Origin of the sequence: Luteococcus struthionis (genome assembly GCF_048595755.1) — a bacterium.
Taxonomy (GTDB): Bacteria; Actinomycetota; Actinomycetes; order Propionibacteriales; family Propionibacteriaceae; genus Luteococcus.
Map to the genome: position 1 here is coordinate 113,991 of NZ_CP184360.1, position 14,842 is coordinate 128,832.

Annotated in this window: 17 protein-coding genes; 6 read left to right on the forward strand and 11 right to left on the reverse strand. The window is 68.1% G+C overall.

Annotated elements, in window-relative coordinates:
- Positions 1 to 126: 126 nt before the first annotated feature.
- The 6 genes from rlmN to rpsB all read right to left on the reverse strand — a co-directional run bounded on the left by rlmN (position 127) and on the right by rpsB (position 5,506).
- Positions 127 to 1,332 (reverse strand): 23S rRNA (adenine(2503)-C(2))-methyltransferase RlmN, encoded by a 1,206-nt coding sequence (rlmN, locus tag ACOAMO_RS00520; protein WP_420175648.1) that lies wholly within the window; start codon positions 1,330 to 1,332, stop codon positions 127 to 129.
- On the reverse strand, positions 1,329 to 2,216 hold the full coding sequence (locus ACOAMO_RS00525) for a phosphatidate cytidylyltransferase (RefSeq protein WP_420175649.1): 888 nt from the start codon (positions 2,214 to 2,216) through the stop codon (positions 1,329 to 1,331). Before ACOAMO_RS00525 ends, rlmN begins: the two co-directional genes overlap by 4 nt.
- 12 nt (positions 2,217 to 2,228) lie before the next feature.
- Positions 2,229 to 2,783 carry a ribosome recycling factor gene (gene frr, locus ACOAMO_RS00530; protein ID WP_420176938.1) on the reverse strand — a complete coding sequence of 185 codons (555 nt, stop codon included), beginning with the start codon at positions 2,781 to 2,783 and terminating at the stop codon, positions 2,229 to 2,231.
- A gap of 34 nt (positions 2,784 to 2,817) precedes the next feature.
- A complete protein-coding gene (gene pyrH / locus ACOAMO_RS00535) occupies positions 2,818 to 3,531 on the reverse strand; it encodes a UMP kinase (protein ID WP_420175650.1) in 714 nt (237 codons plus the stop codon).
- Positions 3,532 to 3,733: 202 nt separating this feature from the next.
- Positions 3,734 to 4,543, reverse strand: a complete 810-nt coding sequence (tsf, locus tag ACOAMO_RS00540; protein ID WP_420175651.1) for a translation elongation factor Ts — start codon at positions 4,541 to 4,543, stop codon at positions 3,734 to 3,736.
- Positions 4,544 to 4,576: 33 nt separating this feature from the next.
- Positions 4,577 to 5,506, reverse strand: coding sequence for a 30S ribosomal protein S2 (gene rpsB, locus ACOAMO_RS00545; RefSeq protein ID WP_420175652.1), 930 nt, complete (start codon positions 5,504 to 5,506; stop codon positions 4,577 to 4,579).
- 331 nt (positions 5,507 to 5,837) lie between these two features.
- Here rpsB and ACOAMO_RS00550 point away from each other — a divergent pair, with 331 nt between their 5' ends.
- Complete coding sequence (locus ACOAMO_RS00550; protein WP_420175653.1) at positions 5,838 to 6,878, forward strand: peptidoglycan DD-metalloendopeptidase family protein; 1,041 nt, start codon at positions 5,838 to 5,840, stop codon at positions 6,876 to 6,878.
- Between the two features lie 30 nt (positions 6,879 to 6,908).
- Here the strand turns inward: ACOAMO_RS00550 and ACOAMO_RS00555 are convergent, their stop codons facing one another.
- Entirely contained in the window at positions 6,909 to 7,868 is a 960-nt protein-coding gene (locus tag ACOAMO_RS00555; RefSeq protein WP_420175654.1) for a tyrosine recombinase XerC, read from the reverse strand.
- Between the two features lie 87 nt (positions 7,869 to 7,955).
- Here ACOAMO_RS00555 and def point away from each other — a divergent pair, with 87 nt between their 5' ends.
- Positions 7,956 to 8,555 carry a peptide deformylase gene (def, locus tag ACOAMO_RS00560; RefSeq protein ID WP_420175655.1) on the forward strand — a complete coding sequence of 200 codons (600 nt, stop codon included), beginning with the start codon at positions 7,956 to 7,958 and terminating at the stop codon, positions 8,553 to 8,555.
- A complete protein-coding gene (locus ACOAMO_RS00565) occupies positions 8,555 to 9,016 on the forward strand; it encodes a DoxX family protein (RefSeq protein ID WP_420175656.1) in 462 nt (153 codons plus the stop codon). The genes def and ACOAMO_RS00565 overlap by 1 nt, the downstream gene beginning before the upstream one ends.
- Positions 9,017 to 9,124: 108 nt before the next feature.
- Here ACOAMO_RS00565 and ACOAMO_RS00570 read toward each other — a convergent pair whose 3' ends face one another.
- Positions 9,125 to 9,934 carry a TrmH family RNA methyltransferase gene (locus ACOAMO_RS00570; RefSeq protein ID WP_420175657.1) on the reverse strand — a complete coding sequence of 270 codons (810 nt, stop codon included), beginning with the start codon at positions 9,932 to 9,934 and terminating at the stop codon, positions 9,125 to 9,127.
- Between the two features lie 85 nt (positions 9,935 to 10,019).
- Between ACOAMO_RS00570 and ACOAMO_RS00575 the strand changes: the two genes are divergently transcribed.
- Entirely contained in the window at positions 10,020 to 11,006 is a 987-nt protein-coding gene (locus tag ACOAMO_RS00575; protein WP_420175658.1) for a bile acid:sodium symporter family protein, read from the forward strand.
- 22 nt (positions 11,007 to 11,028) lie between these two features.
- A complete protein-coding gene (locus ACOAMO_RS00580; protein ID WP_420175659.1) occupies positions 11,029 to 11,289 on the forward strand; it encodes a hypothetical protein in 261 nt (86 codons plus the stop codon).
- A gap of 72 nt (positions 11,290 to 11,361) precedes the next feature.
- Here ACOAMO_RS00580 and ACOAMO_RS00585 read toward each other — a convergent pair whose 3' ends face one another.
- Genes ACOAMO_RS00585 through ACOAMO_RS00595 form a run of 3 tightly spaced genes read right to left on the reverse strand, consistent with a single transcriptional unit; the run spans position 11,362 to position 14,029 of the window.
- Positions 11,362 to 12,654 (reverse strand): SPFH domain-containing protein, encoded by a 1,293-nt coding sequence (locus ACOAMO_RS00585; RefSeq protein ID WP_420175660.1) that lies wholly within the window; start codon positions 12,652 to 12,654, stop codon positions 11,362 to 11,364.
- Between the two features lie 45 nt (positions 12,655 to 12,699).
- Positions 12,700 to 13,164 (reverse strand): NfeD family protein, encoded by a 465-nt coding sequence (locus tag ACOAMO_RS00590; RefSeq protein ID WP_420176939.1) that lies wholly within the window; start codon positions 13,162 to 13,164, stop codon positions 12,700 to 12,702.
- Between the two features lie 58 nt (positions 13,165 to 13,222).
- On the reverse strand, positions 13,223 to 14,029 hold the full coding sequence (locus ACOAMO_RS00595) for an ABC transporter ATP-binding protein (RefSeq protein ID WP_420175661.1): 807 nt from the start codon (positions 14,027 to 14,029) through the stop codon (positions 13,223 to 13,225).
- A gap of 60 nt (positions 14,030 to 14,089) precedes the next feature.
- Between ACOAMO_RS00595 and ACOAMO_RS00600 the strand changes: the two genes are divergently transcribed.
- Positions 14,090 to 14,827, forward strand: coding sequence for a hypothetical protein (locus tag ACOAMO_RS00600; protein ID WP_420175662.1), 738 nt, complete (start codon positions 14,090 to 14,092; stop codon positions 14,825 to 14,827).
- Positions 14,828 to 14,842 lie beyond the last annotated feature (15 nt).

Genomic DNA, 14,842 nt, shown 5'->3' on the forward strand with positions numbered 1-14,842 from the left:
CCTGCACCTGGACTGGCCCACGCATGCCGCGGGCCGAGGAGCACATTACATTTCGTCCGCCTTGTGACACACATCGACCACCATGTGAGTGGCGCGCGGGGGCTCCCGAAAGGTCCCCCGACGGGCTCATTTCAGCTGGGCCGCGAGCTGTCCGCAGGCACCGTCGATCTCCTGACCACGGGTGTCACGCACCGTCACCGGAATACCCCAGTTCTCCAGGGTCTTCACGAAGGCCTGCTCATCGCTCTTGCGCGACGCGGTCCACTTGGAGCCGGGAGTCGGGTTGAGCGGAATGAGGTTGACGTGCACCCAGCCCCAGTCGCCACGGGCCTTCAGGCGCCGCGCCAGCAGGGCCGCCCGCTCGGCCTGGTCATTGATGTCCTTGATGAGGATGTACTCGATCGAGACGCGTCGCTTGGTGACGCGGGCATACTCCCAGGCGGCGTCGAGGACCTCGTCCACCTTGTAGCGGGTGTTGATCGGCACGAGCTCGTCGCGCAACTCGTCGTCCGGGGCGTGCAGGCTCAACGCCAGGGTGATCGGCAGACCCTCATTGGTGAGCTGTTCGATCCGCGGCACCAGCCCCACCGTCGAGATGGTCACGCCACGCTTGCTCATCCCCAGGCCATTCGGGGTCGGGTCGGTGATGGAACGCACCGCACCCAGCACCGACTTGTAGTTGGCCAAGGGCTCACCCATGCCCATGAAGACGATGTTGTTCACCTGGCCGACGCCACCGGGCAGCTCGCCCGACTGCAGCACCTGCTCGGCCTTCATCACCTGGGCGACGATCTCACCGGTCGACATGTTGCGCTGCAGGCCGCCCTGGCCGGTGGCGCAGAAGGGGCAGGCCATGCCGCAACCCGCCTGCGAGCTGATGCACAGGGTGGAGCGCACCTTGCCCTGCTCGGAGTCCGGCCGTCCGCGACGCACGCCGTAACGCATCAGGACCGACTCCACCAGGGAGCCGTCGTGGAGCCGCCACAGGGTCTTGACGGTGGTGTCCCCGTCGCAGCGCTGCTCGCTGAGCGGATGCAACAGTTCCGGGAAGAAGGCCTGTGCCACCTGCTCGCGTGCGTCCTTCGGTAGATCGCTCCACGTGGTCGGTTCGGACTCGAAGCGCTCGAAGAAGTGCTTGGAGATCTGCTTGGCACGAAAGGCCGGCAGACCCAGTTCCTGCACGGCGGCGACGCGCTCGTCCACCGACAGGTCGATCCAGTGCTTGGCGGGCTTGCCACGGCGTGGAGCCTGGAAGACCAGTGGAAGTTCGGTGCCCGGCTCGGCCAGCGGTTCGGCCGGCAGCACCAGCTTGGGCTGCGACGGGGTGCTCATGCGGCAGGCACCATCACGAACATGGCGAACCACGCCACCGGGGCTGCCACGAGCAGCGAATCGAGCCGGTCCATCACGCCTCCATGTCCTGGCAGGAAGGAACTCATGTCCTTGATGCCGACGTCCCTCTTGATCATCGATTCCACCAGGTCACCTGCGGTCCCGAAGGCCACCAGCAGCAGGCCCAGCAGCGCGCCAACGTACCACGGCGCATGGAGCAACCAGACCGCGCCGGCCGAGCCCATGGCCACCCCCGCCGCCAGGGAGCCCGCGAACCCCTCCCAGGTCTTCTTGGGGCTCACTCGCGGTGCCATCGGGTGCTTGCCCAAGAGCACACCGGCGATGTAGCCACCGGTGTCGGAGGCGATCACGCACAGCAGGAAGGTGATGATGCGGCGGGCACCGTCGTCCTCGGCCAGCATGAGGGCCACCGTGGAGCCGAGCAGTGGGATGTACCCCACCGTGAGCAGGCTTGCCGCGGTGTCGCGCACATAGCCCTCGGCACCGTGCCTCAGCCGAAGCACCAGGCAGGACAGTGCCGTGAAGGCCAGCAGGCCGATGATCCAGGTGTTCGACGGCAGATGTGGCGAGGGGCGCTGGGCTGCCTCGTAGGAGCCGAGCACCGTCAGGATCGTTCCGATCACGATGGGGACGATCTCCGAGCGTGCCCCGACGCGTTCGAAGGCGTGGTGCAGCTCGATGGCGCCCAGGCTGAGCGCCGCTGCGACGAGCAGGATGAATCCCCAGTTCCACCAGGCCAGGGTCACCACGACGCAACCGAACAACCCCACGCCCACCGCGATCGCCGCCGGCAGGTTCCTACCTGCGCGAGAGGGTTTCGGTGGGGGCGTGAGGTCGCTGGGGGCAATCTTCTCCTGGCTCATCGGTGCGTCTGCTCAGACCTCGAGCAGCTCGGCTTCCTTGTTCTTGAGCAGCTCGTCGATCTGGTCGACGAACTTCTTGGTGGAGGCGTCCAGGTTCTTCTCGGCGCGGGCGGCCTCGTCCTCGCCGATCTCCTTGTCCTTCTCCAGGCGCTTGATGGCGTCATTGGCGTGGCGGCGCACGTTGCGGATGCTGACGCGGCCCTCCTCGGCCTTGTGCTTGGCCATCTTGGTGTACTCCTTGCGGCGCTCCTCGGTCAGCGCCGGCAGGATGCAGCGGATCATGTTGCCGTCATTGGACGGGTTCACACCCAGGTCCGAGTCACGGATGGCCTTCTCGATGGCGTTGACGGCCGACCGGTCGAAGGGCGTGATGAGGATGGTGCGGGGCTCGGGCGACTGGAAGGTGGCCAGCTGCTGCAGCGGGGTCGGCGCGCCGTAGTAGTCCGCCACGATCTTGTTGAACATGGCGGGATGCGCGCGGCCGGTGCGAATGCCGGCGAACTCCTCGCGGGTGAAGTCGACGGCCGCTCCCATCTTCTTCTCGGCGTCCTTGATGATGTCGGTGATCACTGTCAGTCCTTCGGTCAGTGGTTGGTTGGGGTCAGCGATGGATGGTGGTGCCGATGGGCTCGCCGCCGGCGGCCTTGGCGATGTTGCCGTCCACCGTCAGGTTGAAGAAGACCATCTTGAGGTTGTTGTCACGGGCCAGCGAGATGGCGGCGGCATCGGCCACCTTCAGGTCCTTGGCCAGGTAATCGTCGTAGCTCAGGTCGTCGAACATCACGGCGTCGGGATTGGTGTTCGGGTCGGAGTCGAAGACGCCGTCGACGCCCTGCTTGCCCATCAGCAGGGCCTCACAGCCGATCTCCAGTGCGCGCTGGGCCGAGACGGTGTCGGTGGAGAAGTACGGCATGCCGGCACCGGCACCGAAGATGACCACGCGTCCCTTCTCCAGGTGGCGCACGGCGCGACGCGGGATGTACGGCTCGGCCACCTGCGTCATGGTGATGGCGCTCTGCACCCGGGTCGGCACACCGGCCTTCTCGCAGAAGTCCTGCAGCGCGATGGCATTCATCACCGTGCCGAGCATGCCCATGTAGTCGGCGCGCTCACGCTCCATGCCGTTCTGGCTCAGCTCCGCACCGCGGAAGAAGTTGCCACCGCCCACGACGATGGCCACCTGCACGCCGCTGTTGGCGACCTCGGCAACCTGACGCGCGATGTTGGAGACCACGGCCGGGTCCACGCCGATCTTTCCTCCGCCGAAGACCTCGCCGGACAGTTTCAGCAGCACTCGGTTGTAGGGCTTGCTCACGATTCCTCCTCGTTCGACCACGCCGGCCGTAGACCCGCAGGCGGGCGGTCCTCCCGAACAGACCGACGGCATGCGCCACACCGAGGCGTGGCTCCCGGTCACTCTACTGAACTTTGGCCGTCCCGTCGGAATCGGGCCCGCTGCGGCAACGACAATGGGGAGGATCCTGTTGCCAGGATCCTCCCCATTGGGAGTTCGGTGATCAGGCGCCAGCCGAGAGACGCACGAAGCGGGTCACCTTGACACCAGCGGCGTCGAGGAGCTGACCAACGGTCTTCTTGTCGTCGCTGACGGCGGGCTGCTCGACCAGGCAGACGTCCTTGTAGAAGCCACCCAGACGACCCTCGACGATGCGGTCGATGATCTTCTCGGGCTTGCCCTCCTCCAGAGCGGTCTCCTTGGCGATGCGAGCCTCCTTCTCCACGACCTCGGCCGGAACGTCCTCGCGCGAGACGTACTGGGGCTGCATCGAGGCGATCTGCAGGGCAACGCTGTGCACCAGGGCCTCGTCGTCACCGGAGTACTCGACGAGCACACCGACCTGCGGCGGCAGGTCCTGCGAGCGACGGTGCAGGTAGGTGTGGGTCTCGCCCTCGTAGGAGACGGCGTCCTTGAGCTCGAGCTTCTCGCCGATCTTGGTGGCCAGGGCCTCGACGGCCTCGGCCACGGTGCCGTTCTCCAGCGCAACCGCATTGGCCTGCTCGACGCCATTGGCACCGGCAGCGGCCACGGCCTGGACGATCTGGTCGGCCAGGGCGATGAACTCGGCGTTCTTGGCGACGAAGTCGGTCTCGGAACCGAGCTGGATCAGGCTCTTGCCCGAGGCAGCGACGATGCCATTGCTGGCCTCGCGGTCCGAACGCTTGGCCATCTTGGCCTGACCGGTGACGCGAAGGATCTCGATCGCGCGCTCGAAGTCGCCCTCGGCCTCGGTCAGGGCCTTCTTGGCATCCATCATTCCGGCGCCGGTGGCGTCGCGGAGCTTCTTCACATCTGCGGCGGTGATTGCCATGTCAGTTTCCGTTCTTGGAAGTGGGTTTGACGATCAGTTGGCTTCGGGAGCGGCCTCGGCGGCGGGAGCCTCGGCAGCCTCGGGGGCGGCGTCGGCGGTGGGGGCCTCCGGGGTGGCCTCGGCGGCAGGAGCCTCCGGAGCAGCCTCGGTGGCAGGGGCCTCCGGGGTGGCCTCGGCGGCGGGAGCCTGCTTGGCGCCCTCTCCGGCCAGCAGCTCCTTCTCCCAGTCGGCCAGCGGCTCGGCCGGGGCGTCGGTGCTGGCGGCATTGCCACCGGAGCGCTGCAGCAGGCCGTCGGCGGCAGCGTCGGCGATGATGCGGGTCAGCAGCGAGACCGAACGGATTGCGTCGTCATTGCCCGGGATCGGGAAGTCGACCTCGTCGGGATCGCAGTTGGTGTCGAGGATGGCGACGACGGGGATGCGCAGCTTGCGCGCCTCGTCGATGGCCAGGTGCTCCTTCTTGGTGTCGACGATCCAGACGGCCTGCGGGGCGCGGGCCATGTCACGGATGCCGCCCAGGGTCTTCTCCAGCTTGTCCTTCTCACGCTTGAGGCCCAGGAGCTCCTTCTTGGTGAGGCCGGAGGCCGCCACGTTCTCGAAGTCCATGGCCTCGAGTTCCTTCAGGCGCTGCACGCGCTTGATGACGGTCTGGTAGTTGGTCAGCATGCCGCCGAGCCAACGCTGGTTGATGTAGGGCATGCCCACGCGGGTCGCCTGCTCGGCGATGGCCTCCTGGGCCTGCTTCTTGGTGCCCACGAACAGGATCTGGCCGCCCCGGGCGACGGTCTCCTTGACGAAGGCGTAGGCCTTGTCGATGTAGGTCAGCGACTGCTGCAGGTCGATGATGTAGATGCCATTGCGCTCGGTGAAGATGAAGCGCTTCATCTTGGGGTTCCAGCGGCGGGTCTGGTGTCCGAAGTGGACACCGCTCTCGAGCAGCTGGCGAGTGGTGACGACGGCCATGGCCGGTCCTTTCTCTCGTGGACGCACTGCGCCCACACGGTTCCAAACGGGAAGCCGAGATCTTCGACTCCCACCCTGATGCGCCGTCCGCCACCGCCCACGGTGTGGGACCGCTGGTGACAAGACCCCAGGTTTTCTGGGTTGGACGCATGCGAAGTCAGCTCGAAGTCGGTTCGAGCTGCGCTGGCATTCTATGCCCGCAACATTCCAGTCACCAAACCGAACCGGCTGGCCGAGAGCCGGCTTTTCCACAGCCACCGCTTGCCGAGGAATTGTCCACAGCGCGCCCCGAGTTCGGCGGTCACGACTGCGGCCTGCACACACTGCCGGCATGACCACTCACCATGCAGTTTCCCAGGGGCTGGATGGCACCTCGGCTCCCCAGGGGCCGGTCGCCACCCCGACCGGGCCGGCAGCGGAATCTCACCCCCGCACCGGGGCGGCCTGGTGCGGGCTGTTGACTCTGTTGCTGGCCTTGCTGACCCTGCCGGCTGCGGCCGCCCCACCGCTCCCCCCGCCCTTGCTGCGGCCGCCGGTGCCGGGCGCGGTGATGCGTGAGTTCGCGGCCCCGGCACAACGGTGGGGCGCGGGCCATCGCGGCGTCGACCTGCTGGCGCCACCCGGCACCCAGGTGCTGGCCGGCGCGGACGGAGTGGTGGCCTTCGCGGGCACCGTGGTCGACCGTCAGGTGCTGAGCCTGGAGATCGCTCACGGCTATCGCCTCACCCACGAGCCGGTGAGGGCGCTGGTGCGCCCCGGCCAACGGGTGGTGGCAGGGCAGGTGATCGGGGTGGTGCTGGCCGGTGAGGCCCTGCACTGGGGGCTCAAGCACGGCAAGGACTACCTGGATCCCACCACCCGCCTGCGTCAGGACTCCGAGGTCCGGCTGTTGCCCGAGGGCTTGCCGGCACCCCCGGCGCGGCCCTCGACGGTCTCCCTGCCGCCGCTGCTGTCGGCCGGTCCGCTGCCGGCCGCCTCGTCGGGCCTGGTCCGCCCGGTGGCGGGCCCGCACACGTCGCGCTTCGGCCCCCGCCTGCACCCGGTGCTGGGCGTGTGGAAGCTGCATGACGGCCTGGACTACGGCGCCGCCTGCGGCACACCGGTGCGCTCGTCGGCAGCGGGCAGGGTGGTGCAGGTGCAGCGTCACATCGCCTACGGCAACCGCGTGGTGGTGGACCATGGCACCATCAAGGGCCGGGCAGTGCGCACCTCCTACAACCACTTGGCCGGGCTCGACGTCAGTCCCGGCGCGGTCCTGTCCCAGGGGCAGCAGCTGGGGCGGGTGGGCAACACGGGCTATTCCACCGGATGCCACCTGCACCACATGGTGTGGGCCGACGGGGCTCTGCAGGACCCGCAGCAGTGGCTGTGACAGTGGTGAGCCCCTACCTCAGGCCCGGTCTCAGGCCCGGGGGTGTGCCTGCTGGAAGGCCTGCCGCAACCGCTCATTGCTCACATGGGTGTAGATCTGCGTGGTCGCCAGGGAACTGTGGCCCAGGATCTCCTGCACCGTGCGCAGGTCGGCACCTCCCTCCAGCAGGTGTGTGGCCATGGCGTGCCTCAACCCGTGCGGGCCGACGTCGGGGGCCTGCGGCACCGCGTCGAGTGCCCGGTGGACGATGCGCCGCACCACCCGCGGGTCGATCCGCGCCCCACGCGCACCCAGGAAGAGCGCATTGCTGGTGGCGACGGGGCTGGCGCGCACCACCTCGGGCCGCACGGCCAACCAGTTGTCCAGCGCGAGCACCGACGGCCGTCCGATCGGCACCGTGCGCTCCTTGTTCCCCTTGCCCAGCACGCGCAGCGTGGAGCGGGCGCGGTCCAGGTCTGCCAAGTCGAGGCCACACAGCTCTGCCACTCGGATACCGCTGGCATAGAGGATCTCCAGGATGGCCACATCACGCATGCCCAGCGGCCCTTCGGTCTCGGCGGCTCGTGCCGAGGCTGCGGCGAAGACCTCGTCCATGTCCTGCCGGGCCAGGTCTGGCGGCAGACGACGCGGCACCTTGGGCGCCTTGAGCGAGTGGGCAGGATCGCTGGGCACCAATTGCTCACGCTGGGCCCAGCCGAAGAAGACCCGGGCCGCACCGCTGCGCCGCTGCACGGTGGCCGGGCTGGCCCCGTCCTCCTGGAGTTGGGCCAGCCAGCCTCGCAGGTCCCGCACCTGGATCTGGTGCAGTTGGGTCGTCCCCCGGGCGCAGAGGTGGTGGAGCAGGTTGTCGATGTCGCCTCGGTAGGCACGCACGGTGTGTTCGGAATTGCCCCGGGCCACCCGCAGCCACTCGGCAAAGTCGTCCAGCACGGCAACCAGGCCAACAGGCAACTGCTCGTCTGCTCCCGCGTCGCGCTGCTCACCGGCCATGAGGCGAGTCTAGGGTCCGGCACGATAGGTTTGGGGCGAAGAAATCTCGGATCGTCGGGCCATCGGGCCGGCGCGAAAGGCAGGATCATGGGCGCGAACAGCCTCGAGGAGCTCACCACCGGGGGCACGGTGCGACGGATCACCCGCTGGGGTGAACCGGTGCTGCACGCGCCCACCCGCCCGGTCACGTCCTTCGACGACGAGCTCCACGAACTGATCCGCGACATGTTCGCCACCATGCAGGCCTCCCAGGGCGTGGGGCTGGCCGCCACCCAGGTTGGCGTCGACCTTGCCCTGTTCATCTATGACTGCCCTGACGAGGACCTGGTCAACCGGGTGGGGGTCTTCTGCAATCCGAAGGTGACGCTGCCGGAGGGACGCGACCGCAAGCTGGACGCCACCGAGGAAGGTTGCCTGAGCTGGCCCGGTGGCTACCAGCCGGTGGCTCGCCCCGACCGCGCCATCTGCTCCGGACAGGACGCCTTCGGCAACCAGATCACCGTCGAGGGCACGGGGCTGCTGGCCCGCTGCCTGCAGCACGAAACCGACCATCTGGGGGGCATGGTCTTCGGCGATCGCCTGAGCAAGCGTGCGCGCCGCAAGCTGGACGAGCAGGTGGAGCAGCTGGCCCACCTCTACCCCGACGACTGGCCCATCACGCCCAAGGGCCGGGCACAGACCAACTGATGCACCCCACCCAGACGCCGTACACGGAGAACCCGCTGCGGGCCATCATCCTGCTGGCCTGCCGAGCGGCCCTGGGCGTGATCTTCATTGCCCATGGCTGGAGCAAGTTCACCGCTCCCACCATCCAAGCCGCGATCAAGCAGTTCGCCTCGTGGGGCATCCCCTACCCCGAGCTGGTGACGCCCCTGGTGGCCGCGCTCGAGGTCCTGGGTGGGGCGTGCCTGGTGCTGGGCGCCTACACGTGGGTGGTGTGCGTGCTGCTGAGCCTGGAGATGGCCGGGGCCATCTGGTTCCTGCACCGCCACAACGGCCTGTTGGTCGGCGCCGGGGGCTGGGAGTACTGCGCGGCACTGATCGCCGGCTTGATGAGCCTGTCGATCGCCTCGGCCGGCCAGTTCAGCTATGACGCCTGGGCCAACGGCGACGACTCCCCGAAACGACGCACCAGCCGTCGTCGCTGAGCACCCTCACCGCGCTGTTGGCCAGCCAGATCCGTCCTCCCGCGGTCGCCCTCCCGCGGGAGTTGGCTTGGCTCGGCGTGGCTCCATGCCCCCACGCTACGTGCCGGATCAGCGAGGGCGAAGGGTGTAGCAGACCACGGCGGTGGCGGCCGCGACATTCAACGAGTCGATCCCGTTGCCCATGGGAATGGTGACCACCGCGTCGGCCTGGGCCAACCACTCGTCGCTCAGCCCGGCGCCCTCGGTGCCCATCAGCACCGCCAGCTTCTGCCCGGGCGCCACCCCGGCGGCGAACTCGTCCAAGGTCACGGCATCCTCGCGCAGGGCCAGCGCCACGACGGTGAAACCGGCCTGCTTGAGCCGGTCGAGGTCACCCTCCCAGTCGGTCATCCGGGCCCAGGGCAGGCTGAAGACCGCCCCCATCGAGGTCTTCACGGCACGTCGGTAGAGCGGGTCCGCGGCCCGCGGCGCCAGCAGCACGCCGTCCCAGCCCAGGCCCGCGGCAGAGCGCAGGATGGCACCAATGTTGGTGTGGTCCACGATGTCCTCGGCCACGACGATCCGCTCCAACTCCAGCAGATCCTCGAGCCGGTGACGGGTCTGCCGCTCGATCGAGGCGAGCGCGCCGCGGTGCACGTGGAAGCCGGTGACCTGCTCGGCCAAGGCGAAGTCCACCAGATAGACATCGGCGTCGCAGCCGTCCAGCAGGTCCCGAAGCTCGTCGGCCCAGCGCGGGGTGAGCAGGAAGGAGCGGGGCCGGTAGCCGCCCTCGACGGCGCGCCGGATCACCTTGGTGCCCTCGGCGATGAACAATCCCTCGGCGGCCTCCATCGAGTGCCGCAGCGAGGTCTCGCGCAGCGCGACGTAGTCCCGCAGACGGGGGTCGGCGGGGTCGGTGATCTCGACGAAGGTGGCCACCGCAGGAGTCTAGACGGGCTGGCCTTCGCCGGGCATGCCGCAGCTGCCCAGCATCGGGCCCGGCAGGGCTAGGCTCGTGCCCATCATGAACCTGCGCCTGCCCAGAGTCGACTACTTCCTGCTCGCGATCATCGCCGCAGCGGTGCTGGCCAGCATCGCGCCGGCCACCGGTGGTCTGGTCCCAGTGGTGTCCTGGGCCAGCAAGATCATGATCGCCATCCTGTTCTTCCTGTACGGCGCCCGGCTCAGCCCCCACGAGGCCTTGCAGGGCCTCAAGCACTGGCGGCTCCATTCGGTGATCCTGGCCTTCACCTACCTGGTCTTCCCCCTGGTGGGGCTCGCGATGCGGGTGCTGGTGCCCGGGCTGCTCAGCCAGGAGCTCTACCTGGGCATGTTGTGGCTGTGCCTGGTGCCCTCGACGGTGCAGTCCAGCATCAACTTCACCTCCATCGCCAAGGGCAATGTGGCGGGTGCCATCGTCAGCGCCTCCTTCTCGAACCTGATCGGCGTGGTCATCACTCCCCTGCTGGCGATCGCCCTGATGAGCACCACCGGTGGGCTGCAGATCGACGCCAGCTCGGTGATGGACATCGTCTTCCAACTGCTGGTGCCCTTCGCCATCGGCCAGCTCTCCCGTCGTTGGACGGCCGACTTCGTGAAGCGCCACAAGAAGCTGAAGCTGGTGGACCAGGGTTCCATCGTGCTGGTGGTCTACTCCGCCTTCAGCGCCGGCATGCGTGACCACATGTGGACCAAGGTCGGTGTGCTGGACATCGTGAAACTCGTGGTGGTGTGCCTGGTGTTGCTGGCCGTCATGCTCTGGGTCACCTGGCATGTGGCACGTCTGCTGCGCTTCGACCGGGCCGATGCCATCGCCATCCAGTTCTGCGGCACCAAGAAGTCGCTGGCCACGGGCGTGCCGATGGCCACCGTGCTGTTCGCCCACCTGCCCGACGTGGGCCTGCTGGTGCTGCCCCTGATGGTCTTCCACCAGCTGCAGCTGATGGCCTGCAGCGCCATGGCCAGCCGCTATGGCCAGCAGGTGCCCGACGCCCCGCTCGTGGAGGCGTGAGGACGCTGCATAGGATCGACGCATGGCCGAGATCCGCAAGCATCGTCCCTCAGCTGGTTCCCCGATCGCCCAGGCACTCGAGAAGGCACTCGGCGCCTCGGTGCGACCCGTGACGCCGGGCGCGCCGCCGCAGCCCAATGCTCCCGGGCAAGGACCGACGGTGACGCCGCCCAAGGCCACCGGCATCGCTGGAGCCACCACGACAACTGGCTGGGTGCCGATCAACCCTGCCCAGGCACCCAAGGTCACCCGCGCCGACGACGAGGACGACGAACTCGACTGACCGCACAAAGGCCAATGGCCGTGGCTTGCACCGATGTCGGTGCGAACCACGGCCATTGGCCTTTGCTGGAGCTCAGTTCGTGGGGGCCGGGGGCTCCCACCCGGTCTTGTACTCCAGACCCGACGGCTGCTGCGGCTGGCGCTGGGTCTCTGCGGTCGGCTCGTCCATGGGCTGGGTTGGGCCCTCCCCTGGCTGCGTTTGCGTCTGCGGCGGCGTCTGGGACTGGCCCAGTTCGGGCACTGCGGTGGCGCCCCCCAGTGCGTCGCCCTTGGGCTTGCGGGGCTTGATGCCGGGGTTCGAGAGCTTCTCGGCCTCCTCGATCACCGACTGCACCGTCTTGTCGCTCTGGGCACGCTCCTGGTCGGTCTGTTCCCGGATCTCGGCCATCACGTCAACCTTCTCGGGCGCCTGGAACTTGGACTTGTCCACCGGGTCGAAACCCTGCAGCTTCTCGGCCAGTTCGGTGCCACCCACCGCCGAACCCAGGCCCTTGAGGGCATCGTTCAGTTCGCTGGGCACGATCCAGACCTTGTTCGAGTCACCGCGGGCCAGGGCCGGCAGCATCTGCATGTACTGGTAGGCCAGCAGGCCCTGGTCGGGCTCACCGGCGTGGATGGCGTTGAAGACGGTGGTGATGGCCTGGGCCTCACCCTCGGCACGCAGCATCTGCGACTGGCGATCGGCCTGGGCGCGCAGGATCGCGGCCTCGCGCTCACCCTGGGCCCGCAGGATCGCCGACTCACGCTCACCGCCGGCCGACAGGATGTGCGACTGGCGCTCACCCTCGGCCAGCAGGATCTGGGCACGCTTGTCGCGCTCGGCACGAGCGCCCTTCTCCATTGCGTCACGGATGGTGGCCGGCGGCTCGATCGCGCGCAGCTCGACGCGGTTGACCTTGATGCCCCACTTGCCGGTGGCCTCGTCGAGGACGGCCCGCAGCTTCTGGTTGATCTCCTCGCGGCTGGTCAGCGCGCGTTCCAGGTCCATGCCGCCGATGATGTTGCGCAGCGTGGTCATGGTGAGCTGCTCGATGGCGCCCCGGTAGTTCTGGGCCTCGTAGGCGGCACGGACCGGGTCGACGATCTGGAAGTAGATGACCGAGTCGATGTTCACCATGAGGTTCTCCTCGGTGATCACGCCCTGCGGCGGGAAGGCCTGCACCTCCTCACGCATGTCCATCGTGTAGCGCACCCGGTCCACCAGCGGCACCAGCAGGTGCGGCCCGGGCTCCAGGGTGCGACGGAACTTGCCGAGGCGTTCCACCACGGCGATCTGCTGCTGCTTGATGATCCGCAGTGACTGCGCAAGCGCCACCACCACGAAGACCACCAGCATCAGCATCAGGATGGCTCCGAATTCAGGCATCTGTTCTCCTCGTCAGCCGGGAGACCCTCCCGGAAGGGTGATGATTCAGGGAAGTTGGCGCATCACGGGATAGACGACCAGCGTCGTGCCGTCCACCTCGTAGACCTCGGCGCCCAGACCGGCGTCGATGGTGGTCTCCGAGTTCATCGTGCGGGCGCTCCAGATCTCTCCGTTGACCTTGATCTGGCCGCCGTTGCGGGTGATCGGTTCGATGGCGAGCCCCTCGCTGCCCACCAACTTGTTGATGCTGGAGCGATAGCCGGGGGCATTGCGCACCCGACGCAACAGGGTGGGCCGCAGCAGCCCCAGCATCATGGCGGAAACGGCCAGCGCCACCAGCACCTGGACCCAGACGAGCCCGGGCACCACGAACGAGACCAGCGCACCGGCCAGTGCGCCACTGGCCAGCATCAGCAGGGTCAGGTCCAGCGTCAGCATCTCGGCGGTGGCCAGCACCAGGCCGAGCGCCCCCCACATGGCCCACAGGTTGTCTCCGAACCAGTGGACGATCTCACCTTCATGTGGGGTCATCGTTGTCCTCTCCCAGCCCTTTCAGGCCATCCTGTCCCTAGACATATACCCCACGCCGGTGCCACACCGCGCGGGCCGACCATCGGCCCTCCTCGTGGGTGAGGTGCAGTGGCACCTCGAAGGTCTCGCTCATCAGTTCGTCGGTGAACACGTCCTGGATCGGCCCGGAGGCCACCACCTTGCCGGCCTTGATCAGCAGGGCATTGGTGATCCCGTCGGGGATCTCCTCGACGTGATGGGTGACCATCACGCTCGCCGGCGCCATCGGGTCGCTGCACAGGTCTCCCAGGGTGCGCACCAGGGCCTCACGCCCGGCCAGGTCCAGACCGGCGGCGGGCTCGTCGAGCAGCAGGAGCTCGGGGTCGGTCATCAGGGCACGAGCGATCTGCACCCGCTTGCGCTCGCCCTCGCTGAGGGTGCCGAAGGTGCGGTCGCCGAGCTGGTCGATCTCCAGCTGCGACATCAGCTCCAGGGCACGCTCGTGGTCCATCTCGTCGTAGTTCTCACGCCAACGTCCCATCACGGCGTAGGAGGCGGAGACGACCACGTCGCGCACCTTCTCCTGCCGGGGGATGCGGTCGGCGATGGCGGCGGAGGTGACGCCGATGCGGGGCCGCAGCTCGAAGACGTCGATGGTGCCGAGCACCTCTTCGAGGATCGTCGCGATGCCCACCGTGGGATGCAGCTGGGCTGCCAGGATCTGCAACAGCGTGGTCTTGCCGGCACCATTGGGCCCGACGAGCACCCAGCGTTCGTCCTCCTCGACGATCCAGTTGATGTCGTCCAGCAGCTTTGCGTCGCCACGCTGCACGCCGACGCCCGACAGATCAACCACTGTTGCCATGGTGGAAACCTATCCGACCAGCGCTCGGACTCCCAAGCCTGCTCCCGATATTCTCGCGCCATGCTTGAGGTCTGTCTTCGTCTGACGTCGACGCTGAACCAGTTGGCTGCGCACCAGACCAATCCCGCCCAGGCCGAGGACCGGCTGCGGTCGGGCCAGGTTCCGCACCACGTGCACGACGCCGACGCCCTGCTGGGGCTCGATCCCCTGCAGGCAGTACCGGTACGGCAGGCCCTCTCGCGCATCGCCCACGCACCGACGCCACGAACCGGGGTCGCGCCGTGGGCCCTGCTGCTTCCCCGGCCTGGTCGCATGGCCGGACTGCGGGGGCCGTTGGAGCTCAACCGGGCCGCCCTGGCGGCCGGCGCGGTGGTCATGTCACACGAGGGCGAGCTGGCCTGGCTGGGACAACAGGTGGGCGCCGGGGTGCAGTGGCGCCTGATGCGCGCCAACACTCCCCTGCCGGTTCCCGACCCACGCGATGCGGCCCGACAGTTGGGCCAGGTCATGACCGCGGCCGCACAGGGCCTGGATGCGCTCGACCTGGTGGCGGGCCAGCGGCCCGACCAGCTGCACAGCCCAACGCTGGGTGAGGGCTACGACGCCAGGGCGCAGCAGCTACTGGACCGCGCATGGCTGGTGCTGGCGGCCACCGACCAGGCCCTGGCCGAGCAGCACGAGGTGCTGCACTCCCATGGTGTGCTCACCAGGGAGCGGCACCTGCGAGAACTCGCAGATGCCGCCCTGGATGCCATCAGTGCCGCGGCCTCCTGGCCCGAGTGGGCACTGCAGGAGTGAGGCCGCTGCGAGCCG

Coding starts and splice junctions, on each gene's coding strand:
- tsf (WP_420175651.1), bottom strand. CDS start 4,543: ATGGCAATCACCGCCGCAGATGTGAAGAAGCTCCGCGACGCCACCGGC.
- ACOAMO_RS00595 (WP_420175661.1), bottom strand. CDS start 14,029: ATGGCAACAGTGGTTGATCTGTCGGGCGTCGGCGTGCAGCGTGGCGAC.
- ACOAMO_RS00600 (WP_420175662.1), top strand. CDS start 14,090: ATGCTTGAGGTCTGTCTTCGTCTGACGTCGACGCTGAACCAGTTGGCT.
- rpsB (WP_420175652.1), bottom strand. CDS start 5,506: ATGGCCGTCGTCACCACTCGCCAGCTGCTCGAGAGCGGTGTCCACTTC.
- ACOAMO_RS00565 (WP_420175656.1), top strand. CDS start 8,555: ATGCACCCCACCCAGACGCCGTACACGGAGAACCCGCTGCGGGCCATC.
- rlmN (WP_420175648.1), bottom strand. CDS start 1,332: ATGAGCACCCCGTCGCAGCCCAAGCTGGTGCTGCCGGCCGAACCGCTG.
- ACOAMO_RS00525 (WP_420175649.1), bottom strand. CDS start 2,216: ATGAGCCAGGAGAAGATTGCCCCCAGCGACCTCACGCCCCCACCGAAA.
- ACOAMO_RS00550 (WP_420175653.1), top strand. CDS start 5,838: ATGACCACTCACCATGCAGTTTCCCAGGGGCTGGATGGCACCTCGGCT.
- def (WP_420175655.1), top strand. CDS start 7,956: ATGGGCGCGAACAGCCTCGAGGAGCTCACCACCGGGGGCACGGTGCGA.
- ACOAMO_RS00585 (WP_420175660.1), bottom strand. CDS start 12,654: ATGCCTGAATTCGGAGCCATCCTGATGCTGATGCTGGTGGTCTTCGTG.
- ACOAMO_RS00555 (WP_420175654.1), bottom strand. CDS start 7,868: ATGGCCGGTGAGCAGCGCGACGCGGGAGCAGACGAGCAGTTGCCTGTT.
- ACOAMO_RS00575 (WP_420175658.1), top strand. CDS start 10,020: ATGAACCTGCGCCTGCCCAGAGTCGACTACTTCCTGCTCGCGATCATC.
- ACOAMO_RS00580 (WP_420175659.1), top strand. CDS start 11,029: ATGGCCGAGATCCGCAAGCATCGTCCCTCAGCTGGTTCCCCGATCGCC.